Here is a 24,663-nt window from a genome sequence, read left to right as displayed (position 1 = left end):
TTCTATTCTTTGTCTAGAAGTCAATGTTTTCAACAAACTCTGCGTTTTCTTGAATATAATTTCTTCTTAGCTCTGGGTCTTCTCCCATTAAGTCTGAGAAAACTTCATTAGCGATTGCAGCATCTTCTAATTTAATTTGTAACATTGTACGTTTTTCAGGGTCCATTGTTGTTTCTCATAATTGGATTGGATCCATTTCTCCAAGTCCTTTGTAACGTTGAATTGTAAATCTTGAATCTTTAAAGTCACCTGCTTTTAATTCTTCAAGTTCAATATCACTATATGCATATGCAACTTTTTTACCTGCTTCAATTTTGTAAAGTGGTGGTTGTGCTATGTATACGTGACCTTCGACAACTAATTGTTTCATGTATCTATAGAAGAATGTTAATAATAACGTACGAATATGAGCACCATCGACATCGGCATCAGTCATAATAACAATTTTTCCATATCTTAATTTTGATAAATCAATATCTTCTTTTATACCTGTACCAATTGCTGTAACAATTGATTTAATCTCATTATTTGCAAAAGCTCTAACTTCAGCAACACGTTCAACGTTTAATACTTTCCCTCTTAAAGGTAAGATAGCTTGGAATCTACGGTTACGTCCAGTTTTTGCTGAACCTCCGGCTGAATCCCCTTCGACTAAGTAAAGTTCAGCAATTTCTGGATCTTTACTTTCACAGTCTGCTAATTTACCAGGAAGTGAGAATGTATCTAGAGCTGATTTTCTTCTAGTTTCTTCTCTAGCTCTTTGCGCAGCTATTCTAGCTTTTTGAGCATTTGCATTTTTATCAATAATTGCTTTTGCATCTTCTGGTGATTTTAATAAGAATTCTTCAAATGCATCACCAACTACAGCATCAACAGCTTTTTTAGCATCAGGGTTAGCTAATTTTGTTTTAGTTTGCCCTTCATATTGTGGATCAGTATGTCTAATTGAAACTATACATACCATTCCTTCTTTAATATCATCTCATGAGTATTTAGCAGCTGGTTTATTACCTGTTGCAACTTTTTCAGCATAACGGTTAATAACTCTGACTAAAGATTGTCTTAAACCATCTTCATGAGTTCCACCTTCATGAGTATTAATATTGTTAACAAATGTAATTAAGTTTTCTTGATATTCTGCGTTGTATTGTAATGCAACTTCAACTTCAATATCATCATGTTTATTATCAACGTAGAAAATGCTTGGGTTAATTTTTACTTTTGTTTCATTTTTTTCTTTTACATAATCCAAGATACCATTTGGGAAGTGGTACTCTACATGTTTATCAATTCTTAAATCGTTTAATTCAATTACTAAACCTTTATTTAAATATGAAAGTTGTTTAACTTTATTTCTAATTGTTTCATAATCAAATTCAGTTCCTTCTAAAAAGATTTCTGGATCTGGTTTAAATCTAACAATTGTTCCTGTTTCATTTGTTTCACCAATGATTTCAATTTCAGTTTGTTGAGTTCCCCCACCGCTAAATATTTGATGATGAATTTTACCTTCACGTTTAACTTGAACATCAACATATAATGATAAGGCATTAACAACTGAGGCACCAACCCCGTGTAATCCTCCTGAAATTTTATATGAATCTGAGTCAAATTTCCCCCCAGCATGTAACTGAGTAAAAACTAGTTCTAAAGCTGATTTCCCTGAGTCAGCTTGAATACCAACAGGAATACCACGTCCATTATCTTGAACAATGATTTCTCCTTCTTTAGTAATAGTTAAAATAATTTTGTTTGCAAACCCTGCCATTGCTTCATCGACTGAGTTATCCATGATTTCTCAAACTAAGTGGTGTAGACCTGCTTTAGATGTTGATCCAATATACATACCTGGACGTTTTCTAACAGCTTCTAAACCCTTAAGAACTTTAATCGATTCAGCACCATAATTTTGTTCTGCCATATAATTTGTTCACCCGTTTCTTTCTAAGTTTCCTTAATATATATTATATATTAATTAAGCCATTTTTACTATAAAAACAGGCAATGGAGTTAAAACCCATAAAAAGTACTGATTTTTAATAAAATGCTTAAAAAATGCCCTTAAATTGCTTTATTTTAAGTTTTTAGTGCAAATAAAAATTAAAAAAGTAGCAAAAAGCTACTTTCAATTACAAAATATTATCTAGTTTTGTTGTAAATTCTAATAAAGTCTTCTAAACCAACTACTTCAGGTCTTAATGATTTATCAATATTAAGGTTATCAAGGATTTCATTAGCTTTTGTTTTGTCATTAGTTACATTTGATAAATTATTCAATATTGTTTTTCTTCTGTTATTAAATATTTTTCTTAAAAATGCTAAGAATTTATCTTTGTCTTTAATTTGTTCAGTGTATTTATTGTTGAATGTTAATGATATTATTGCAGAATCCACTTTTGGTACTGGGTAGAACATATGTTTTGGAACTGTAAACTCATATTTTTTATCTGCATAAAATTCACAAGCAACTGAAAGGTTATTGTAATTATTTTCACCTTTATATGAACACACTCTAATAGCAACTTCTTTTTGCATCATGAAAACAGCTTTTGTTAACTTATCACTTACATTTAATGTTCTAAAAAGTATTTCGCTTGTTATGTAGTAAGGCATGTTAGAAATTATTGAAACTTTTTGATTTTCATGTTGTCTTTTTTCTTTTATTAATTTTTCAAAATCAACTAATAATACATCTGAAAGAAATAATTCGAAATTATCATTTGGTATTTCTTTTTTTAAAATGGATTCCATATCAGTATCTATTTCTATTGCTACTACCTTGTTATATTTTTGTGCAAGTAATTTAGTTAATGCGCCTGTTCCTGGACCAATTTCTATAATTAGTTGATCTTTATCATCACCCAATATTGAAACTATCTTATTAATTAAATTTTGATCACTAATAAAGTTTTGACCAAATTTTTTCTTTGCTTCAACTTTCATTCTACTCACCTATTATTTTTTCTATATCTTTAGCTTTTAAATTCATTCAATTTAGTCATTTGAATAAACTCTTTGAACTCATATCTTCACTCAAACTAAAATGATTAGCGATTATCACTCTGTTTGCTTTTATGTAAAAATCATTTTTCACATATTCATCTCAAGAAATTGAAATATTATTTTTATTATACGTAATTAAATTATCTAAAGCTTTTTTAATAGCTTCTTCACTTGCTTCAGCTAAGCCTATTTTTTTAGAATTTTTATCAATGTCTTGTTTTGAAACAAATGCATTAAAAACATCAACATCTAAAAATTCAATTATTGTTTCTCTGATTTTTTTACCTGGTCCGTCTGGATCTGTAAAAATTATAATATTATTTTTTTTACTTAATTCTTTTATGGAATTTAATTTTTTATCATCAATTCCTAGTCCATTTGTTTCAAATGTTATTAAATTTTCGCCATAAATTTTCTTTAATTTTTGTGAATCTGATTTACCCTCAACAATAATTATTTCATTTGCCATTAATTCACCTATATCTAACATTAAGTTTATTATATACTATAATTAATGTGAGAAAAGTGAGGAATATTATGAGTGATAAAAAAATAGGAATAGTTTTTGGTGAAGAATTTACAAGAATAATTTCATCTGAGAAAGGTAAAATCTACGATGACTTCAGTTTAGTTTGTTGAAACGTTTTAACAACTGAAATTGTTTTATATGGTCGTGATGTTAAAAATACTATTGGTAGACTAGATGATCCTTTAAAAGTTGTTAATATCCTTGATAAGTATGTTATTCAAGATTTAGAAATCTTTAAACAATATGTAACAATACTTGTTGAAAGATTCAAAGATGAATTTGATGGAGCTAAAATTGTTATATCTTGTCCTAACTCAGATAATGACTTCATTCAAGAATTCTTCCAAAATTTATTTAACGAAAATACAAACTTTGCTTCAATTTCTTTTTCTCCAAGAATAATACTTTCTGCTTTAGGTGCTAATGCAGATATTAAAGATGAATACGGAGTATTAATTTTAGATATTAATCAAGCTTATGCTAAAGTTGCTTTAATTGTTGAAGGAAAAATAATTAAAGAAAAAGAAACAATTTATGCTGAGAAATTTTTAGATGATTCTTTAAATCAATTTATTAAAGAAGAATATTCTATTTCTGTTGATAGCGATATGATTGAAAAAATTAAATGATCACTTGGAACAATTATTAAATTAAGAGATGAATTAGAATTAAGTATCATTGGTAAAGATATTATTACTAACGAAAGAAGAAGTGTTGTTTGTGTTAGCGAAGAATTTAAAAAGATATTTATTAAATCTTTTACAAACTACAAAAGTTTAATAACAACTGTTTTAGAAAATTCTTCAGCATTAGTTAGAAGTGGTGTTGTTAAAAACGGATTATATGTTACTGGTGAATTAGCTGGTATAAGTGGTGTTAAAGATTTCTTTGAAGATTTCTTTAACTTCCCAGTTACTATTTCAAAAAAACGTGGATATTCAGATATTGAAGGTTCTTTAAAATTTAATAATGCAAAAAAATAAAATCAGGAAGTTTCCTGATTTTTTATTATGCATAAGTTGGTAAAACTACTTGTTTTAAATCTCTTTTTTGTGCTCCTGTTATTAATACAGGTTTGTTTTGAGAATTAAAAGTTAAATGAATTAATTGATCATCAAAACTTCTTATAGCTTCAATTAAATATTTTGTATTAAAGTTAATATTTAAGTTACTTGAACCTTCATATTTATATTCTGTAAATTTTTCTTCATATTTAACTGTTTCAGCAATTGTTGTTTTTAATATAATTCCACTTTGCTCAATTTCTAAATTAACAACTGAAGTAATGTTTTGATCATTTGTTAATTCAAATCTACTTAAAACTTTTAATAATGTTTTAGCTTTTAATTCTAATTTAATTTCATGTGTTGTAGGGAAAGCTGAATGAACATTTGGATATCTTCCATCAATTAAAGTAGATTGCAATAAATCATTATCTAATTTAAATGTTGCATTAGTATCATGTATTATAATTTTAAATTCTTTAACGTTTTCTATTAAGTTTCTTAATTCCATTAAAGTTTTGTATGGAATAATAATATCTACTTCCTGATTAGTTGCTTCATTTAAAACAATTTCTTTTAAACTAACTCTAAATAAGTCAGTTGTAACAAATGATATTTTGTTATCTTTTATTTTTAAATTCATTCCAGCTAAAACAACTTTTTGGTTTCATTCATTAATTGAACTTATAGTTTGACTAAGTGTGCTTTTAAATTCTTGAGAATCAATAGATAATTCTAAACCATTTTCAACAAAACCAATTAATGGGAATTCTTCTACATTTAATATAGAAACTTTTAAATTTGATTTTTCTGTTATTATTTCTAATTCATTTTCAGCAAATGTAGAAAGTGTTACAAACTCACTGTCTAACTTTCTAAGTAATTCTAAAATAAATTTAGGTTTAACTAATATACGTCCTGGTTGTTCTATGATTAAATCTGAGTTTTCATTATTTAATTCAGCTTTAAAAGATGTAGACGTGTTTGATGAAACTATAACAAGTTTATCAAAACTAACTTCCATGTAAACCCCTTGTAATGCTGGGTTAACATTTTTTAGTTCAATTAATTTACTTGCCTTTGTTAGTTCATTTAATAGAACTGATTTATTTATACTTAATCTCATATAACACCTCTTATGTACAATATATATTATCTCATATTTATTAAATAAAAACAAAAGAAACACGTATGCTTTTATATATTATATTATTCTTTATATAAGTAATATTTATAATGCAGTTGATATGTGGAAAACACTCACAAACAAAGATAAATAAAGGTTTAAGCCACTTTTTATTCAACAAGTTTAAATTCTTTTCCACACAAAAAAAGATGTAGATTAACATCTATTTTCCTATTATTTCGTTTTTTAAAGACTCAACTATTTTTTTAAATTCTTTTTCTTTATATATTAATTTTTCAATACGCGAAATAGCACTTAAAACTGTACTATGATCTCTTCCACCAAATTCTGCACCAATTTGAGTTGATGTATGGTTTAAAATTATTTTTGCAAAATACATAGAAAGATGCCTAGCATTTTTTATAGCAGTTGTTCTTGCCTTACCATCAATAGCTTTTATAGTAACATCGTATTTTTTAGCAACAACTTCTTTAATTTTTTTAACATTTAATAATCCCAAATTAGCTGAAGGTGTATCTTTAAACAAGTCAATAACATCTTCCAAGTCAATAATGTGACCTAAATCGTTTTGAATACCAAAGAAAAGTAATCTATTGACTAAACCTTTGATTTTTCTAACATCATCGCTAAAGTTTTGAGCTAAGTAAATAACAGCATCTTCTGTAATTTTTTGTTTTAAACCTTGCTTTTTAATTTCAGCTTCAATTATCAATTTGGCAGTTGGAATATCTAAAGCATTAATAGGTGTTGATAAACCAGAATTAAACCTAGTTATCATTCTTTTATCAAAACCATTTAACAATTCAGGAGTTTTATCACTAGAAAAAACTAATTGTTTACCATTTTCAGTAAAATTATTAATAATGTTAAAGAAAAACTCGTTTGTTTTATCTTTTTTACTTAAAAATTGAACATCGTCTAAGATAAAGAATTCATTAGAATTTATCTCAGTTTTTAATTCTTCTATTTCACTTAAATCACCTTTATTTAAAGCATTAACAATTCTTTTTGTGAATTCTTCAGATGTTAAATATAAAACTTTTTTACCATTTAATTCTGCTTGATTTTTAACAGCTTGTAATAAATGTGTTTTACCCAGTCCTGAATCTCCATAAATAAATAAAGGATTAAAACTCATACCAGGGTTTGCAACAACATTTTTAGCAGCTAAATTAGCTTGTTTATTACTTGATCCAACTATAAAATTCTCAAAAGTAAGTGCATTTTCAGGTAAAACAGTATTTGCGGGTTCTTTTTTATTCTCTTTTTTTGTATTTTTTTCAAAAATTTCTTTAGTTGAAAATTCAACAGACACATAACTGCTTAAAACAGATTTAAATTCATAAATAAACACTTCTTTAAATTCATTTAAAATAGTTACACCAAGATTAGATCTAACAAGGATTATAAACTCTGTATTTGAAATTTTAATTAATTCTGAAGTAACAATATATTCTTCAATAATGTCTTGATCTATTAATTTTTCTTTCTTCAACTTATTAATTAATTTTTCTCATAGTGCTTTTGTTTCCATATTAAATCCCCCATAAAATAAATTAAAACACATAATAATAAAAGTTTTCCACAATGTGTGGATAAAAAAATATTTTAAAATGAAATAAACATAATGAATAACGACAAAAAGCAATAGTTTAGTATTTATATATCTTTTTTCCACTTTTCCACAAAAGGTTATAAAAAATGTTGAAAAAATTCATATAAAAACACAATGGATGAATTTTCTTAAAAATAACAATAAAAAACTATACTTTTTCCAGCACTTATATTATAATTAACAAGAATTATCAACTTTAAAAGGGGGTTTGAATACAATGAAAAGAACTTGACAACCATCAAAAATTAAACACGCTCGTGTTCACGGTTTTAGAGCTAGAATGGCTACTAAGAATGGAAGAAAAGTTATCAAAGCTCGTAGAGCAAAAGGTAGAGCTAAATTAACTGCTTAATTTTTTTGTGTAATGAAAAATAAAAAAATTATAAAAAAGAATTTTGAATTTCAAGAAATAATAAGTAAGCAAGAATTTCATAGAAATTCTGCATTTGTAATTTATTATTCTAAAAACGATAAAGGATATTTTAGATATGGTATAAGTGTTGGTAAAAAATTAGGCAACGCAGTTACTAGAAATAAAATTAAAAGACAAATTAGAATGATGATTCAAGATCAGATAAAAATATTGCCTGAATTCTCATACGATATCATAATTATCGCAAGAAACAGAATGATGCAAAATTCATTTGATCAAAATCAAAAGGAATTAAACAAATTAGTTGTTAGATTTTTAAAATAGCAAGGAGGTGCTAATTTTGTATAATGAAAATCAATTATTTATGTCTAACCCAAAGAAAAACGGGGTTATGTCATACATGAACTCAAATAGCACCACAAAAACAAAAAAAACTTTTTGACAAAAAATGTCAGACAGTAATGATAGAAAAAGAATATTAAAGTTAATTTGAAAATGATTTAAAATTTTAGGATTTTTATTCATTATAATCTCAATGATTTGAGGTTGTGTACAAATGTATCAAGATCCATATTTAATTCAAGAAGTAACAGATATGACTGGTAGAAGAGTATATATGCCAGGGGTTTCATTTGAAATAGTTATTTCCGCATTGGGTGAAAAACCTTCTCAAAACTGAGCTGTTATTGTAACAGGTTTAAATGGACAGCAATATGCTTATAATGTTATTAGTTCATGATCAGAAGCATTCTCAAAAACAGGCTCACCTTTCTATGGATTCTTCGTTTATCCAACAGCCTTATTACTTAACTCATTAATAAAAGGTATGTCCGGAACATTGAATCCAGAACTAGGTAATACAAGTTATGGTGTATCAGTTATATTTGCTATCTTGTTTACAGTTATTATTATTAAATCTATTTCGTTGGCATTTACTTGAAAATCTCAAGTAAATCAGCACAAACAACAAGCTTTCCAATTAAAACAAGCTGACATTCAAGCTAAATATAAAGGTGATAAATCACCTCAGGCAAGACAAAAAATGTCAGCTGAGATGCAAGCTCTTCAAAAGAAGGAAGGCTTCTCACCATTTTCATCAATGGCAGGGGCTTTCGCATCAATGCCATTCCTATTCGCTATTTATGCCATTGTTAGATCAACAAAATCATTAAAAATTGCTAACGTAGGTATGATTGCATTAATTGAAAAACCATGATCTCAAATGTTAAATGGTGAAGTAATCTATCTATCACTACTTGCTGTTTATTTACCATTGCAAATCATCTCAATGTTATTACCACTTGTTTTACAATCAATTAAACAAAAATCAATAACATTAACTGAAGCACAAAGAAAATCACGTAAAAAACAATTTATCATGCAAGGTGTATTTGCCTTTGTATTTATCTTTGTTGTTGCGTCAGTTGCCTCAGGGGTTGCAATTTATTGAATATTCTCATCAACTTTCCAAATAATTCAAACTCTAGGTTTCTTCTTCTGAAATCAACACAAAGCAAATCGTTCTGTGCAAGAAGTTCAACGTAGAAAACGACAAGAAGAAAGAAGATTAACAAAACTAAGTAAATAATTTAAATAACAGGAAACTGTTATTTTTTTATTAAAAATTAATTTTAAATAAGGCATTAAATGTATAATTTTTGTAGAAGCAAATATGGAGATTTTTATAATGAAATGATTATTTACAGACTTTGATGGAACTTTAAGAAACAGTAAAAATGAAAAAAATATAATATCTGAAAAAGATATGAATTTTGTTAAGAACTTACAACAAAAAGGAAATAAAATAATAATATCAACTGGTAGACCTTTTGAGCATATAGATAAACATATTAAAGAAACCTATCCTGATTTTTTACCTGATTATTATTTAACTAATGCAGGTGCAGCTATATATGACAATCAAGGAAAAGAAATTTTTTCTCAATATTTAGATGAAAATTTATCAATAGAAATAATCGAATTTGTTAAAAATAATAGAAGCGAAATATTTAGTCTTGTTTATTCATTTAAAGGTGAAGAAGATTTCTTTTATCATGACTTTTGAAAAGAAGGGATGGAAATAACTTTTATGGGTATGAAACCACAAAATAGATCTTTTGATTACATAGATGGTAAACAAATAATATGTTTTAAAATGAGTTGTACACCATCTGTCTGAACAAAACTTATGCAAACACTTGAAAATAAAAATTTAAAGTTTAGTTATGTTTCTAATAATTTAAAAGAAATAACTTTTAATGAGATACATCATGCAAATGTTTCTAAAGGTAATGCAATAAAAGAAATGGCGAAAGTTTTCAATATATGTAATGATGATATAATTGTTGCTGGTGATGATAATAATGATTTATCAATGTTTAAAGAGTTTTATGACAATTCTTATATAGTAAGGCAAGAACATAATGAAAACATAAGAGATAAAGCCAAATTTATTATTGATAGTTTGAGTGATATTAAATTGGATTAGTTTTAAAAAAGCAATTTTAAATGTATAATAATATTGCCGTGATAAAGATTACGCCCGAATGAGTCAGGACCGGAAGGTAGCAGCTATAAGGGAATGTGTCTTGTATCACGGTTTTTTGTTTATAATTAAAATATGAAGAATTTAAATAAATATATAAATAAAATTAAAGTTAAAAATAAATCAAAAGATATACCAGTTTTTTCTTGTTTAATAAAAGACAATAAAATAGTTTTTAAGTCAAAAAATAATAGTTATAAAATTAAAAAAATAACAGGTCATGCTGAAATAAATGTTATGAACAAGGCTTTTAAAAAAATAAAAAATGGTAACCTTTCTGAATATACACTATTTACAACTTTAGAACCTTGTTTGATGTGTTATGGTGCAATAAAACAGGCAAAGATAAAAGAAATAATTTATTTAACAGAAAATGTAAAGTTGAGTTTTAGAAACTATGTGAACATAGATCAAATTAAAGTAAATATGCTTAAACTTGATGATGAAGAACTTCAATCAAAATACCAAAAAATAATTTCAGATTTTTTTCAAATGAAAAGATAAGATAGAGCAAAGCCCATAGGGCTTTTTTATTTTAAAATAGCTATATTATTCAGGCTTTTGATCAATATTAAAATTAGTATTGATTTATATGTTAATTACACACAAGAGGTTTATAAAAACACTCAAAAATGTTAAAATTAATAATAAATATAATTTATTAGTTGGAGGATTCATGGAACAAAATAAAGCTTTATACAGAAAATATAGACCAAGTAATTTTGGTGACATAGCAGGGCACCAAAATGTTGTTGAAATATTAAAGAACGAATTAAAAAATAATAAAATAAGTCACTCATTTCTTTTTGCAGGTCAAAGAGGAACTGGAAAAACATCAATAGCAAGAATTTTAGCCAAAAGTGTTAATTGTTTAAATATTAAAGATGGACTTGCTTGTGAAGTTTGTGAAAGTTGTATAGCTTCAAATGAACAAAGAAATCCTGACATTATAGAAATGGATGCAGCATCTAATAATGGTGTTGATGAAATTAGAGAAATAAAAAATAATATTAATTCATTACCGTTTATAGGTAAATACAAAATTTACATAATAGATGAAGTTCATATGTTAACAAAAGCGGCTTTTAATGCATTACTTAAAACACTTGAAGAACCTCCTGTTCATGCAATATTTATTTTAGCAACTACTGAATATGCAAAAATACCAGCAACAATACTTTCAAGATGTCAGATATTTAATTTTAAAAAAATAGACAGAATATCATTGATGAATAGATTAAGTTTCATTTGTGAAAATGAAGGATATACAATTGATAAAGCTGTACTTGAAGAAATAGCAATTATTTCAGAAGGATCACTAAGAGATGCATCAAACGTAATTGAACAATTAATGACTGTAACTTCAGATCATATAACAGTTGAAGATTTAAAATCAGTTTTTTATGTTGCAACAAAAAATGAAAAAATGAAAATATTAACTAATATCTTAAATAATGATCCAGCAACAATCATAAATTATTTTGAAAAAGCTAATAATCAAGGAATGGATTTTGATGTTTTCACTTTAAGTTTAATAGAAATAATAAAAGAAATAATTGAGTTCAAATTTACAAATGACGAAAATGTTTTAAATATGTTAGACAAATCTGATTTAAATGAATTTGCCAAAGTAAATGTAAAGTCATTATTTGAAGTGGCTGATAATTTAAGTGAAGCATATGCAAAAACAAAAGGCACAAATATTAATTTTAATTATTTATTAATTAGCTTATTAAAAACTTTAAAAACACCAACTGAACATAAAATAAAAATTGAAGAAAGTGTTTCAACAATTCAAGAAAACATAATTGTAAAAGAAGTCATTGATGAACCAAATCATATACAAGAAACAGAAAAACAAATTTTAATAGAAAAAGTTGAAGAAATAAAAGAAGAAGTTATACAACAACCAATACAAACATTTGAAGAAGAAATTACACAAGTAAATGATATTGAAATAAAGGAAGAAAGTGTTTCAATAAATGATGATTATGAATTAAAAACATTAACAAATTTAAAAATACAGTTAAATAAAAATTTAGTTGATAATGAAGAAAAGAAAACTTATAAAGTAGAAATTAATGAAGTTATAAACTTATTAGTTGGAGCCAATAAAAATAAAAGAGAAGATATTGAAAATAAAATAAATAGCTTCTTTAAAGTGGATGAACAAAATAATTTATTAAATCCTGATTTAGCAAAAAAATATATTAATCTTTTCAACTTTAAAGTTATAGCTGCATCTCAAAATGAAATCCTTTTAAGAGCTGATGATTTTGAGAATGTAAATAATCTATTAGTATTTTTACAAAATGAAGAATATAGAGAGTCTATTCAAAAAGAATTTGGAAAAGCTTTATTTTTACCAATTGATGAAACTCTTTGAAATGAAGTTAAAATATCATTTAAGAGACTTAAAGAAATTAATCAATTACCAAGTTATGAAGAAATAAATTATGATTCATATTTTGACAAGAAAAAACAATCAATGGTGCTAAGTCATTTTGATGACAAAACAATTGAGGCAGCATCAAGATTATTTAATATAGATGAATTAGAAATAGAGGATTAGTTATGAATAACGAATTGTTTGAAGAAATTATAAATAATGTAAATAAAAACAATGGACTTACTAAAAAGACAAGTGAGAGATTGGTAAATAATTTAATTATAGATAAATTTGCTTTAGACAATTTTTCTAAACAATTAAATTTTATAAAAGACAATTTTTCTATTTGTCCTATTTGCAATTACTATGAAATTAAAAATGAATGTTTAATTTGCTCAGATGAAACTAGAAACCAGAATGTTATTTGTGTTGTTGCAAGTCAACTTGATGTTAATAATATTGAAAAAATAAATAAATATAAAGGTCTTTATCATGTACTTGGATCAGAAATAAATCTAAACAAAAAAAGATCACCATCAGATATAAATTTTGAAAGCTTATTATCAAGAATTGAAAAAAATACTGAATTGATATTAGCATTAAATGCAACTTTTGAAGGAGAACTAACAACAAATTATATTTATCAATTAACTAAAAACATGAATATAAACATAACAAGAATAGCAAAAGGTATACCAATGGGTGGCAGCCTTGATTATATGGATGAAACAACACTTGAAAGCGCATTTAAAAATAGAAAGAAATACGAGGTTTAATATGTTCATAACAATTGAAGGAATGGATGGTAGTGGAAAAACAACTGCATTACAAAGAGTAAAACAATATTTAGAAGATTTGAATTATAAAGTAGTTATGACTAGAGAGCCTGGTGGGCTACCACTATCTGAAAAAATTAGAGAATTAATTTTAAATAAGGATGGTGTAGGAATGGAACCTTGAACAGAGGCTTTGCTTTTTATTGCTGCAAGAAAAGAGCACCTTGAAAAAGTTATCAAACCTTATCTTGAAAAAGGATATATAGTTATATCTGACAGATTTATGGACTCAACAACCGCATATCAAGGTGGAGCTAGAGGGCTTGGAGTTGATTACTTAAATGAGTTACAAAAAAATATTCTTCAAGGATTTCTTCCTGATCTAACTTTATATTTTGAATTAAGTTTTGAGGATGCTGAAAAAAGACTTTCTGCAAGACCTGAAGAAAAGAATAGATTAGATGAAGAAGGAAGAAAGTTTAAAGAAGCAGTAAAATTAGCTTTCGAAGAATTAGTGGTTAAAGAACCAAATAGAATAACTGTCATTGATGCTTCAAAATCACCTGAAGAGGTTTTTGAACAAACTAAAAAAGTTATCTTAGAAAAGATTGAATTATGAAAAAAAGAGAAGCGTTAGAAAAATTTGTTGAGCAATTAAAAAATAAAAAGATGTTTAGCTCTATATTAATTTCAAACGATAATCAAGAAGCTTTAAATGATTTTGCAAACAATTTATCTAGAACAATTTTTTGTGAAAACTTAAGTACTGAAAAAGATTCTTGTGATAACTGCAAAAGATTTGAAAATAAAAGTTTGTCAAATTTTGTAGTATTAGGAGATGGAAGTCTTGCAATAAACAAAAATGATGTTGTTGAGCTTATGCAAAAGTTTTCTTTGACGACTAATGAAGTTAATAAGTTTAAGGTATATGTTTTATCTAATGCAGAAAATTTAAAAAATGAATCTGCAAACTCTTTATTAAAATTTATTGAAGAACCCCCTGAAAATACAATCGCTATTTTATTAACTAAAAATAAAAGTCAAGTTTTGCCAACTATAAGATCAAGATGTAAATTAATTGTTTTAGAAAATGAAAATCAAGATCAATCATCTAAAAATATTATTGAAGAACTTTTAGAAAAAGATAAAAACTCAATTTTACTTGCAAACACTAATTTAAAAAAGATTGATAAGTCTGAATTAATTGCTATGCTAGAAGTTGCATATAATAGAACAATAATAAAAAAATATTTAAATGTAGCAGAAGCAACATTGCAGTTAATTAATGATTTAAAATTTACATTTCAAACAAATTTAGCAATAGATGTTTTCTTAATACATATAAGTGAGGTAGTGTAATGAAAATTTTAAATGACCTTTTAGGTTATGAAGATAGAAAAATTTATCAAGATTCAGAAATGTTTAACTTCACATTAGATAGTGTATTGATTGCAAGATTTATAAATTTTAAAAGTAGTATTAAAAAAATAGTAGACTTTGGCACAAATAATGCAGTAATTCCTTTAATAGTTTCTAAATATACAAATGCAAAAATTGTAGGAGTAGAGATTCAAGCAAAAGCTGCTGAATTGGCTATTGAAAACATTGAGTTAAACAAGTTAACAGAGCAAGTTGAAATTGTTAATTCTGACATTAAGACTTATGCAAAAGAAATGGCAAATAAATTTGATGCAGTAATATGCAATCCCCCCTTTTTTAAAAAACATGAAGAATCAAAAGTTAAAAAAATTAGTGAAGAAGTTGTAAATGCGAGACATGAAACTTTAATCACTTTGGAAGAAATAATTAAAAATGCAGGTTTAATTTTAAAAAATGGTGGATCATTCACTTTAGTTCATAGACCTGAAAGAATTGGTGAAATAATCAATTTAATGTACAAATATAAATTTGCACCAAAAAGAATGCAGTTTGTTCACTCAAAAGCTAATGATGAAGCCAAAACTGTTTTAATAGATGCTATATTAGAAGGCAATGAAGGTATGCAAATACTTAAACCGCTTATTTCTCATAAAGATGATGAATCTTATACAAATGAACTACTAAGGTATTTTAAGGATTAAGGTATGGAAAGATTTAAATTAAATACAACACTTTCATATCTAGTTGCTGTGTCAGGTGGGCCTGATAGTATGTTTATGTTAAACGAATTAATTAAAATGAATATCAAAGAAATTGTTGTTTGCCATGTTAATTATAATTTCAGAGAAGACTCATGAAAAGATCAAAAACTAGTTGAAGATTTCTGTTTAAAAAATAATTTAAAACTTGAAAAACTCGTAATTAGTCAAGATTATTCAAAACTAAAAGAAAATTTTGAAAGTTGAGCAAGAAATGTTAGATATGATTTTTTTGTTGAAATGTCAAAGAAATATAATATTCAAAATGTACTTATAGCACACAATAGAAATGATTTAGTTGAAACATTTTTATTACAACAAGCCAGAAAAGGATATGTTAAACATTATGGTTTAAATAAGACTTCTACTTATAAAGAAATAACAATTGTTAGACCAATGCTAAATATTTTAAAATCTGAAATTCTTAAATCATTAAAAGAACAAAACATAGCATTTGCCATTGACTCAACTAATGAAGATGAAAAATACAAAAGAAATAAAATAAGAGCAAATCTATCTGAATCAACTTTTAATGATTTTGAAGAAACAATAAAAAAACTAAATAAAAAATTAGAAACAATAAATTTAGAAGTTAATTGATATGTAAATAATAATATGTCAGCTGATGAATTAAAGATAAATAAAAATTTACAGGACCAAGATCTAGAATTTATACAAAGAACAATTTATAAATGATTAGAAGTAATTAGAAAAGATTTTGTTATCCAGAATAGAAGAAACAAAACTATTTTTGAAATTGCTAAAAATATTAAAGTTTCAGAAAAAGTTTTTTGGGAAATAAATATAGGTGAATATTCAATAATAAAAGATTATGAAAATTTATTTATTATTGAAACAAAAGCTATACAACCTAAAACAATTTTAATCAAATCAAAAGAAGATTTATATTTGTCAGAAGAATTTATAAATTGATTGGATTTATTAAATGCAATTAAAAGAAATAAGGAAAATTATCCATACATAATAACAAATGATTTTTTAACTTATAAATTAAATACTTATACATTTGGTAAAAAAACAAATAGATATTTGATTGATAAAAAAATAAGATATAAAAATAGAATGCTAAAAGCTGTAGTTTACAGTACTAAAACAAAGAAAATCTTAAATACCATTAAGTAGAGTAATAAAACAAATAATGGTATTATTAAAATAGAATAAAAATCTTGAGATGGAGGAATAAAATGAAGACTAAAAAAAGTAAGTCAACTTTATGGTTTTGGTTAATAATCTTATTAGCTATTATAGTTACAATTATTATTATTGCCGTTACTGTTAAAGGAACAACTCAGGTTATAAGTGGAACAACTTTTGAATCATGATTACTAAAACACAAACCAGAAACTAACCCAAGTTCAGATCTGTTTTGAAAAAACGTAATTATATATCAAGGTTCTAATGGAACGGTTGTTGTTAAAGGATCATACCTTAATGAAACGGGTGGTAAGTTTGTTAATTTCGTAGCATACTTAAACACAACTCAGTTTGATAGCATAATGAAAAGCATAGGTTTTGAAACAGCATTCCCATGACCTTCACTTGTTTATCAAGGATCTGTAGGAATGGCGCTATTAGTTTCATTAGCACCATTATTAATTTATGTATTATTATTTGGTGGAATTATTTGATTCATGATGAAAAGTTCTTCTGGAGCCGGAGCTGGAGCAGGTAATATATTTGGTATGGGTAAAAATAGAGCTCGTGCTGAAAAATCAGATGTTAAATTTGCTAACGTAGCTGGAATTGAAGAAGAAAAATCAGAATTAGTAGAATTAGTAGATTATTTAAAATTCCCTGCAAAATATGCAGAAGCTGGAGCAAGAGCGCCAAAAGGTGTTCTAATGGAAGGTCCACCTGGGACTGGTAAAACATTACTTGCTAAAGCAGTAGCTGGAGAAGCTGGAGTTTCATTCTTCTCTATCGCTGGATCAGAATTTGAAGAAATGTTTGTTGGGGTTGGTGCAAGTCGTGTACGTGAAATGTTTAACGATGCTAAGAAAGCCGCTCCTGCAATTATATTTATCGATGAAATTGATGCTGTGGGTAGAAAAAGAAATAATGGAATGGGTTCAGGTGGAAATGAACAAACATTAAACCAATTATTGGTTGAAATGGATGGATTCGGAACTAACTCAGGAATTATTGTTATGGCTGCTACAAACCGTGCTGATGTTTTAGACCCAGCCTTATTAAGACCAGGTCGTTTTGATAGAGTTATCCAAGTATCTTTACCTGATATTAAAGAACGTAAAGCTATTTTAGAATTACATGCTAAAGGTAAAAAAATTGATGGTTCTGTTGATTGATATAGAGTTGCTGAAAGAACACCAGGTTTCTCAGGTGCTCAATTAGAAAACGTTTTAAACGAAGCTGCTATATTAATGGTTAGAGAAAAACGTGACATTATTACAATTACTGAAATTGATGAAGCTATTGATCGTGTAGTTGGTGGGCCAGCTAAAAAATCAAGAGCAATGACTAAACAAGATAAAGATATTGTTTCATATCATGAATCTGGGCATGCTTTAATTGGTTTAAAACTTGATAGTGCATCAAAAGTTCAAAAAGTAACAATTATACCTCGTGGAAATGCTGGTGGTTACACAATCATGACTCCAAAAGATGAAACAGTATTCTCATCTAAAAAAGACTTATTCGCAACTATTGCAGGTTATTTAGGTGGAAGAGCCGCTGAAGAAATAATGTTTGGTAAAGAAAATGTTACAACAGGTGCTCACGATGACTTAGATAAAGCTACAAATATAGCTAGAAGAATGGTTGTTCAATTTGGTATGTCAAGTTTAGGTATGACAAAATTCTTAACTATGGCTGAAGAGTCATACGGTAAAATGGAAGGTACTTATTCTGATGAAACAGCAGCTAGAATCGATGCTGAAATTTCAAAAATTCTTGAAGAGTCATACAAAATTGCTTTAAAAATAATTAAAGAAAATATGGAAACTTTAGAATTATTGGCAGAATCATTAAGAGTTTTAGAAACTATTACTGCTGAACAAATTGAATACATTAATGTTAATAGAAAATTACCAGAAGAAGTTTTAGAACAAAAAAACAGAATGGCTAAAGAGGATGAAAAAATCAAAAAAGGTGAAATCATCGACATTAAAGTAGAAGATTTAGATATTGAGGAATAATAAGTATGAATATTATTAAATTAGCAAATGAAGTAGAAGTGGCAAAAAAAGCTGCAGAAATAATTAAAGAAGAGGTTAAACAAAATAAAAATGCTGTTTTAGGATTAGCAACGGGTTCATCTCCAATACTTACATACCAAAATTTAATTAAAGCTTTCAAAGCAAATGAAGTTTCATTTAGTGATGTTAAGACTTTTAACTTAGATGAATACGAAGGTCTTCAACCAACACACCCACAATCATATAGATATTTTATGAATGATCAATTATTTAATCACATTGATATAAAAATAGAAAATACTTATGTGCCTGAAGGTATTAATAATGTAAGACCTGAATCTTATGATGAATTAATAAAAGAAAATGGTGGAATTGACCTTCAATTATTAGGTCTGGGTGTAAATGGACACGTTGGTTTTAACGAACCAGGAACATCATTTGAAAGTTTAACAAGTGAAGTTGATTTAGCTCAAGAAACTATTGAAGTTAATGCTAAAAAATTCTTTAATGGTGACTTAAGTGAAGTGCCTACAAAAGCATACTCAATGGGGTTAAAATCAATAATGAATGCTAAAAAAATATTACTTATTGCAACAGGCGAAAGCAAAGCAGAAGCAATAAATGCATTGCTTAATGCTACAATATCTGAAGATTGACCTTGCACAATTTTAAGAAATCACAAAGATGTAACAATCATTGTAGATTCTGAAGCAGGTAGATTAATATAGAATTAAAGAGATTTTGATCTCTTTTTTTATTTGTTTATTTTGAAAAGTATTCTATAAAAAAATAAAACATTTAAAATTAATTAAAAGAGGTGCTTTATGATACTTAAAAATGCAAGAATAGTCTTAGAAAATAAAATAATTGAAAGCGGACAAATTCTTATTGAAAATGGACAAATATCACAAATTTCTGAAAAAGAAATAGTTAATAAAAATGAAAAAATATTAGATTTAAAAGGCAACACAATTCTTCCTGGTTTCATAGATTGTCACGTTCATGGAGGTTATGGTGTTGATTTTGAAACCGGCGATGCAAATAGATTTGAAATATTTTCTAAAAACGTAGTGAAAGAAGGTATTACATCTTATATTCAAGCAAGTGTTACAAATAGTTTAGAAAATAATCTTAAGTATTTAAAAGAATTTTCTGATTTTTCTTTATCAAAAAATAACGGTGCAAAATGCTTAGGAATACACATGGAAGGGCCATTTATTTCTGCGGAAAAAAAAGGTGCGCATGACCCAAAATTACTTGTTAACCCGAACATTGAATTAATGCAAAAATTTATTCAAACTTCTGGTGATAATGTAAAAATAGTTACTTATGCAACAGAACTACAAAATGGTGAATTTACGAAGTATTTAATTAATAATAATATAATCCCTTCTGTTGGTCATACAAATCAAGAAGCATGAGAAATAGAAAAAGATTATAATTTAGGTTTAAGACATGTAACTCATTTATTTAATGGAATGAGTGGAGTAGATCATTATAGACCCGGATTAGCTGTTTCTGCCTTAAATCATAAAGATATGCTGGTTGAAGTTATATCTGATGGAATACATTTGAAAAAAGAAATATTAGATCTAATTTATAAAACAAAAGGGCCAGAAAATATTTGTATAATTACTGACTCAATTAACGCAAAAGGATTAGAAGATGGGCAATATAAAATTGGAGATTTAGAAGTTGTTAAAAAAGGTATTGAAGTAAAGCTAAAAGGCAATGGAGTTTTAGCTGGATCAGGAGCTACATATAATCATAATGTTAAATTTTATAAAGAATCATCTGACATTGAATTAACAGATTTAATCAAAATGACATCTATTAATATAGCTAAACAATTAAATATATATTCTGAAACAGGAAGTATTGAAGTTAATAAGAAAGCAGATCTTGTTGTTTTAGATAAAGATTTTAATGTACTATACACATTTGTTGAAGGGAATAAAGTATATGCAAAAAAATAAAGTATTAGAGGTTATAGCAACTGATATGAAAGACATAATATAATTAATTTGTCTAACGCAGATAGAATTGAATTTTGTAAAGAACTTAAAAAAAGTGGATTCACTCCAGACTATGAAGATATAGAAGAAGCATGTAAAATTTTAAAACTTCCAATCAGTGTAATGGTTAGAAATACAGATAGAGATTTTTGCTATACAGATGCTGAGTTTAATCAGATGTTAGAAGATATAAAGTTTATTAATAAAACAAAAGCTAATTCCATTGTTATAGGAATATTAACACCTGATAATAAAATAGATGTAAAAAGAATGAAGATTGTTAAAGAAAACTTAAGTGAAAATATTAAAATAACTTTTCACAAAGCTTTTGATTTAGTTGAAGATAAAATTGAAGCTGTTAAATTATTAGAAGATATTGGTATTTCAACTATTTTAACAAGTGCAGGAAATAAGATTGATGATAATTTAGAATTATTAAAGCAATTAACAAATAGTACTAAAATAGAAATTCTAGCAGGTGGTGGAGTTAATTGAAACAATTTTACTAATGTAAAAGAATGTTCTAATTCTATTCATATAGGAACACTCGCAAGAGTTAACAATAGTTGAGATGACAATTGTGATATTGATTTTATAAATAAAGCGAAAAACCTTTTAGCCAAATAATGGTGTGATTATTAAGAATCTCTTTTTGAGATTTTTTCTTTTCTTGCTTATTCATAAAAAAAGACTAAAATTAAATAGACATAAAACTAGAAAAGGAGAATTGCGATGAATAAACATTTTGATGTTATTGTTATTGGTGGTGGTCACGCAGGTGTTGAAGCTGCCTTGGCATCTGCAAGATTAAACAAAAAAACAGCATTAATTAATCTTTATAAAGATAGAATCGCCGCAATGCCTTGCAACCCTAGTGTTGGTGGACCTGCAAAAGGTATAGTTGTAAGAGAAATTGACGCATTAGGTGGCGAAATGGCAAAAGCTGCTGATAAAACAGCTTTACAAACAAAACTACTTAATTCTTCTAGAGGGCCTGGTGTTTGAGCATTAAGAGTCCAATCAGATAAAGAAGAATATTCAAAATATATGCAAAAAATTGTTGAAGAACAAATGAATTTAGAATTAATAGAGTCTATTGCAACAGATCTTATTATTGAAAATAATACAGTAACGGGTGTTTTATTAAAAGATGGAGAAATTTTAAAATCAAAATGTGTTGTTTTAACAACGGGAACATATTTAAAATCAGAAATCTTAACAGGACATGAAAAGTTTTCTTCAGGACCAAACGAAGAACCAACATCTAATGGAATAAGTGAATCTTTAAAAAAATCTGGAGTTGAACTTTTTAGATTTAAAACAGGAACTCCTCCAAGAATATACAAAAACTCTGTTGATCTTTCTAAAGCTATTAAAGAACCAGGCACTGATGCAAAATTAGCTTTCAGTTTTTCTACAAACGAATACACACCAATTGAAGAACAAGAACTTTGCTACTTAATTCATTCAAGTTCTGATACAAAAAAAATAATCGAAGATAATTTGACAAAATCAGCAATGTATTCAGGTAAAGTAGAATCTATAGGCCCTAGATACTGCCCAAGTTTTGAAGACAAAATTGTAAGATTTTCATCAAAAGAAACTCATCAAATTTTTATTGAACCAGAATCAATTTCAGGTGATGCTTGATATATTCAAGGATTTTCAACTTCAATGCCAACAGATGTTCAATTGTTAATGATAAGATCATTGCCAGGTTTTGAAAATGCTGAAGTAAAAACTTGGGCATATGCCATTGAGTACGATTGCGTAAATCCTATGCAATTGAATCCCTCATTAGAAATTAAGAATATTAATAATTTATTTACAGCAGGTCAAATAAATGGAACTAGTGGTTATGAAGAAGCCGCTGGCCAAGGATTAATTGCTGGTATTAATGCATCTAGAAAAATTGATGGATTAGATCCATTAATTTTAAGAAGAGATGAAGCATATATAGGTGTCATGATAGATGATTTAATTAACAAAGGTGTATGGGAACCTTATAGACTTTTAACAAGTAGGGCAGAACACAGATTATTGTTAAGAAATGATAATGCTGAACATAGGTTAAAAGAAAAAGGATATAAGATAGGCTTAATTAAACAAACAGAATATAATGAATACTTGAAATACACAGAAGAAATTAATAACGCAATAAAAGAGCTTGAAGAAATCAGATTTACTCCCAAGTCTGAACTAGCAATAAAATTAAAAGAATTGGGTCAAGCAGACTTAAGTCATGGATATAGTGGAATTGAAATTTTAAAAATACCAACTGTTGATATAGAGGTTATGATTCCGTACATTAGTTCTTTACAAAACCTAAAAAATAATCAGCTTCAGTCTATTGTAATAGAAACTAGATTTGCCGGTTATGTAAAAACAGAAAGAAAAACTGTTGAAAGACTTGTTAAGCTTGAAAAGAAAAAAATACCTTTAGATATTGATTATGATAAGGTTGAAAATTTAGCAACAGAAGCTAGACAAAAGTTAAAAAAAGTTAAACCATTAAACATAGGACAAGCTTCTAGAATTACTGGAGTTAACCCTGCAGACATACAAATGTTGCTGTTTTATCTTAAAAATAACTATGCATCCGAACAAAAGTAACACTAAAAGTTCACTCACCAAAATAATTGTTTATAATTATATAAAAAAGAAGGAGGCATAAACATGTCAATCGAAATGAAAAATAAAAAACATACAAGAACCATTGCTTTAATATTTCTTTTAGTTTTATTTATAGCTTTAATATTTGCATTTAAACTTATAAACCAAGCTACAAATGGAACATCACAATGAGCACAAACAATCGCAGGTTCTGGATTAATAGAAAGTAAACACATAGATGCAGCGTGATTTACAGATAAAGGTCTAAGTCACTTTTTAACAGGTCCAATGGGATTTAAATCATTTGCTCAATTCAAATTAGTGGCAACTGTTGGGACAACAGAAACATACAGTACATTCTTGTTGCCAATTTTTTGGGATTTATTAATTAATTGAATAGCTCTTGTTGGAATCATATTCTTAGTAGTTTCAATAATATTGAGCTTTGTAAACGAAAATAAAATTAACAAAATCCTTTCAGAAAAAGGAAGTACAACTGCTATTGAAGAAACTAAAGAAATTACAAAAGAAGAAATTAAGCAAGAAGCAATTGAATTAGAAGAAAAATTAGAAGAAGAAATTATTGCAAAACAACCAGCTAAGAAAAAAGCTAAAAAACCAGTAGCTAAAAAAGTTGAAGAAGTTAAAGTTGAAGAAGTTAAAGTAGTAGCTAAAAAACCAACAACTAAAAAAACTACAGCTAAACCAGTAGCTAAAAAAACTACAGCTAAACCAGTAGCTAAAAAAGTTGAAGAAGTTAAAGTAGTAGCAACAGCTAAAACTGAATCAAAATATGTTATTAAAAAACACTACAATCAAGTTTCAAAAAAAGATCTTTTAATTAAGTTAGAAGAAACTCATTCTGAATTTACCAAAAAATCTGTTAAACAAGTAGTTGATAGTGCTTTTGAAATCATGAGTAATGCAATTTTAAATAATGAAGAAGTTTTAATTTCAAATTTTGGAAAACTAACAAAAATACATAAGGAAGCAAAAAAAGGTATTAACCCATCAACAGGTGAAACAATTGATATTTCTGCGTCAAATACAGTTAAATTTAAAGCCAATAAACATTTAAAAGAAAATATGTCAAAAGGTAAATGAACAGGTTTAACAAAAGTTAAAAAAGAAATTAAAAAATAATTAGTAAAAAACGCCGCTGGTGTTTTTTATTTTGTCTTTTATTTATAAATAAAAAGAGATATAATATTTCAAACAATTGAATAAAAAAACTTATACATGACAACATAAAGGGTTGTCGACCTGCCTTAGGACCTATCCAAAGACTATAAGAGCAGAGGTTTTTTAATTAATAAGAAACCTTTTTTTATTTTGTTTAG

Annotated in this window: 23 protein-coding genes, 1 other RNA gene and 1 riboswitch; of the genes, 19 read left to right on the top strand and 5 right to left on the bottom strand. The window is 26.8% G+C overall.

The window, feature by feature from the left end; genetic code table 4:
* Positions 1 to 13 precede the first annotated feature (13 nt).
* The 3 genes from gyrB to rnmV all read right to left on the bottom strand — a co-directional run bounded on the left by gyrB (position 14) and on the right by rnmV (position 3,472).
* Positions 14 to 1,921, bottom strand: coding sequence for a DNA topoisomerase (ATP-hydrolyzing) subunit B (gene gyrB, locus T314_RS0101380; protein ID WP_029511866.1), 1,908 nt, complete (start codon positions 1,919 to 1,921; stop codon positions 14 to 16).
* Positions 1,922 to 2,139: 218 nt separating this feature from the next.
* A complete protein-coding gene (rsmA, locus tag T314_RS0101375; RefSeq protein ID WP_029511865.1) occupies positions 2,140 to 2,943 on the bottom strand; it encodes a 16S rRNA (adenine(1518)-N(6)/adenine(1519)-N(6))-dimethyltransferase RsmA in 804 nt (267 codons plus the stop codon).
* Position 2,944: 1 nt separating this feature from the next.
* On the bottom strand, positions 2,945 to 3,472 hold the full coding sequence (gene rnmV / locus T314_RS0101370) for a ribonuclease M5 (protein ID WP_029511864.1): 528 nt from the start codon (positions 3,470 to 3,472) through the stop codon (positions 2,945 to 2,947).
* A 68-nt stretch (positions 3,473 to 3,540) separates the two neighbouring features.
* Between rnmV and T314_RS0101365 the strand changes: the two genes are divergently transcribed.
* Positions 3,541 to 4,515, top strand: coding sequence for a rod shape-determining protein (locus T314_RS0101365; protein WP_029511863.1), 975 nt, complete (start codon positions 3,541 to 3,543; stop codon positions 4,513 to 4,515).
* Positions 4,516 to 4,540: 25 nt separating this feature from the next.
* Here T314_RS0101365 and T314_RS0101360 read toward each other — a convergent pair whose 3' ends face one another.
* The gene (locus T314_RS0101360; RefSeq protein WP_029511862.1) at positions 4,541 to 5,662 is read right to left on the bottom strand and encodes a DNA polymerase III subunit beta; all 1,122 of its coding nucleotides are present in this window, start codon (positions 5,660 to 5,662) and stop codon (positions 4,541 to 4,543) included.
* A gap of 223 nt (positions 5,663 to 5,885) precedes the next feature.
* Positions 5,886 to 7,217: a chromosomal replication initiator protein DnaA gene (gene dnaA / locus T314_RS0101355; protein ID WP_029511861.1), complete on the bottom strand. Its 1,332-nt coding sequence runs from the start codon at positions 7,215 to 7,217 to the stop codon at positions 5,886 to 5,888.
* Positions 7,218 to 7,515: 298 nt separating this feature from the next.
* On the opposite strand from dnaA, the gene rpmH reads away from it, so the two are divergent.
* From rpmH to T314_RS03885, 18 genes are all read left to right on the top strand, one after another.
* Entirely contained in the window at positions 7,516 to 7,650 is a 135-nt protein-coding gene (rpmH, locus tag T314_RS0101350; protein ID WP_011183579.1) for a 50S ribosomal protein L34, read from the top strand.
* 12 nt (positions 7,651 to 7,662) lie between these two features.
* Positions 7,663 to 7,995: a ribonuclease P protein component gene (rnpA, locus tag T314_RS0101345; RefSeq protein WP_029511860.1), complete on the top strand. Its 333-nt coding sequence runs from the start codon at positions 7,663 to 7,665 to the stop codon at positions 7,993 to 7,995.
* A gap of 40 nt (positions 7,996 to 8,035) precedes the next feature.
* Positions 8,036 to 9,259 carry a membrane protein insertase YidC gene (gene yidC, locus T314_RS0101340; protein ID WP_411710772.1) on the top strand — a complete coding sequence of 408 codons (1,224 nt, stop codon included), beginning with the start codon at positions 8,036 to 8,038 and terminating at the stop codon, positions 9,257 to 9,259.
* 99 nt (positions 9,260 to 9,358) lie between these two features.
* Positions 9,359 to 10,159 (top strand): Cof-type HAD-IIB family hydrolase, encoded by an 801-nt coding sequence (locus T314_RS0101335; RefSeq protein WP_029511858.1) that lies wholly within the window; start codon positions 9,359 to 9,361, stop codon positions 10,157 to 10,159.
* A 28-nt stretch (positions 10,160 to 10,187) separates the two neighbouring features.
* Positions 10,188 to 10,283, top strand: an RNA gene (ffs, locus tag T314_RS03925) — signal recognition particle sRNA small type.
* A gap of 8 nt (positions 10,284 to 10,291) precedes the next feature.
* Positions 10,292 to 10,720 carry a nucleoside deaminase gene (locus tag T314_RS0101330; RefSeq protein ID WP_029511857.1) on the top strand — a complete coding sequence of 143 codons (429 nt, stop codon included), beginning with the start codon at positions 10,292 to 10,294 and terminating at the stop codon, positions 10,718 to 10,720.
* A 172-nt stretch (positions 10,721 to 10,892) separates the two neighbouring features.
* Positions 10,893 to 12,788, top strand: a complete 1,896-nt coding sequence (dnaX, locus tag T314_RS0101325; RefSeq protein WP_029511856.1) for a DNA polymerase III subunit gamma/tau — start codon at positions 10,893 to 10,895, stop codon at positions 12,786 to 12,788.
* Between the two features lie 2 nt (positions 12,789 to 12,790).
* Complete coding sequence (gene recR / locus T314_RS0101320; RefSeq protein WP_029511855.1) at positions 12,791 to 13,381, top strand: recombination mediator RecR; 591 nt, start codon at positions 12,791 to 12,793, stop codon at positions 13,379 to 13,381.
* Between the two features lies 1 nt (position 13,382).
* On the top strand, positions 13,383 to 14,018 hold the full coding sequence (gene tmk / locus T314_RS0101315) for a dTMP kinase (RefSeq protein ID WP_029511854.1): 636 nt from the start codon (positions 13,383 to 13,385) through the stop codon (positions 14,016 to 14,018).
* Positions 13,997 to 14,740 carry a hypothetical protein gene (locus T314_RS0101310; protein WP_029511853.1) on the top strand — a complete coding sequence of 248 codons (744 nt, stop codon included), beginning with the start codon at positions 13,997 to 13,999 and terminating at the stop codon, positions 14,738 to 14,740. The genes tmk and T314_RS0101310 overlap by 22 nt, the downstream gene beginning before the upstream one ends.
* Positions 14,740 to 15,462, top strand: coding sequence for a tRNA1(Val) (adenine(37)-N6)-methyltransferase (locus T314_RS0101305; RefSeq protein ID WP_029511852.1), 723 nt, complete (start codon positions 14,740 to 14,742; stop codon positions 15,460 to 15,462). The genes T314_RS0101310 and T314_RS0101305 overlap by 1 nt, the downstream gene beginning before the upstream one ends.
* A 3-nt stretch (positions 15,463 to 15,465) precedes the next feature.
* Positions 15,466 to 16,662, top strand: coding sequence for a tRNA lysidine(34) synthetase TilS (gene tilS, locus T314_RS0101300; protein WP_029511851.1), 1,197 nt, complete (start codon positions 15,466 to 15,468; stop codon positions 16,660 to 16,662).
* Positions 16,663 to 16,724: 62 nt separating this feature from the next.
* Positions 16,725 to 18,695 carry an ATP-dependent zinc metalloprotease FtsH gene (gene ftsH / locus T314_RS0101295; protein WP_029511850.1) on the top strand — a complete coding sequence of 657 codons (1,971 nt, stop codon included), beginning with the start codon at positions 16,725 to 16,727 and terminating at the stop codon, positions 18,693 to 18,695.
* A gap of 5 nt (positions 18,696 to 18,700) precedes the next feature.
* Positions 18,701 to 19,423, top strand: a complete 723-nt coding sequence (gene nagB / locus T314_RS0101290) for a glucosamine-6-phosphate deaminase (RefSeq protein ID WP_029511849.1) — start codon at positions 18,701 to 18,703, stop codon at positions 19,421 to 19,423.
* A 96-nt stretch (positions 19,424 to 19,519) separates the two neighbouring features.
* The gene (gene nagA, locus T314_RS0101285) at positions 19,520 to 20,671 is read left to right on the top strand and encodes an N-acetylglucosamine-6-phosphate deacetylase (RefSeq protein WP_029511848.1); all 1,152 of its coding nucleotides are present in this window, start codon (positions 19,520 to 19,522) and stop codon (positions 20,669 to 20,671) included.
* A gap of 48 nt (positions 20,672 to 20,719) precedes the next feature.
* The gene (locus T314_RS03815; protein ID WP_051612876.1) at positions 20,720 to 21,337 is read left to right on the top strand and encodes a copper homeostasis protein CutC; all 618 of its coding nucleotides are present in this window, start codon (positions 20,720 to 20,722) and stop codon (positions 21,335 to 21,337) included.
* A 105-nt stretch (positions 21,338 to 21,442) separates the two neighbouring features.
* Entirely contained in the window at positions 21,443 to 23,323 is a 1,881-nt protein-coding gene (mnmG, locus tag T314_RS0101275; RefSeq protein ID WP_029511847.1) for a tRNA uridine-5-carboxymethylaminomethyl(34) synthesis enzyme MnmG, read from the top strand.
* Between the two features lie 63 nt (positions 23,324 to 23,386).
* Positions 23,387 to 24,466: an HU family DNA-binding protein gene (locus tag T314_RS03885; RefSeq protein ID WP_051612875.1), complete on the top strand. Its 1,080-nt coding sequence runs from the start codon at positions 23,387 to 23,389 to the stop codon at positions 24,464 to 24,466.
* A gap of 88 nt (positions 24,467 to 24,554) precedes the next feature.
* Positions 24,555 to 24,617: riboswitch (nucleoside riboswitch) on the top strand.
* Positions 24,618 to 24,663: the final 46 nt, after the last annotated feature.

This window comes from Mesoplasma grammopterae ATCC 49580, from assembly GCF_000701525.1.
GTDB lineage: Bacteria > Bacillota_I > Bacilli_A > Mycoplasmatales > Mycoplasmataceae > Mesoplasma > Mesoplasma grammopterae.
The sequence above is the reverse complement of the archived record's forward strand: the minus strand, read 5'-3'. Positions and strand labels throughout refer to the sequence as shown.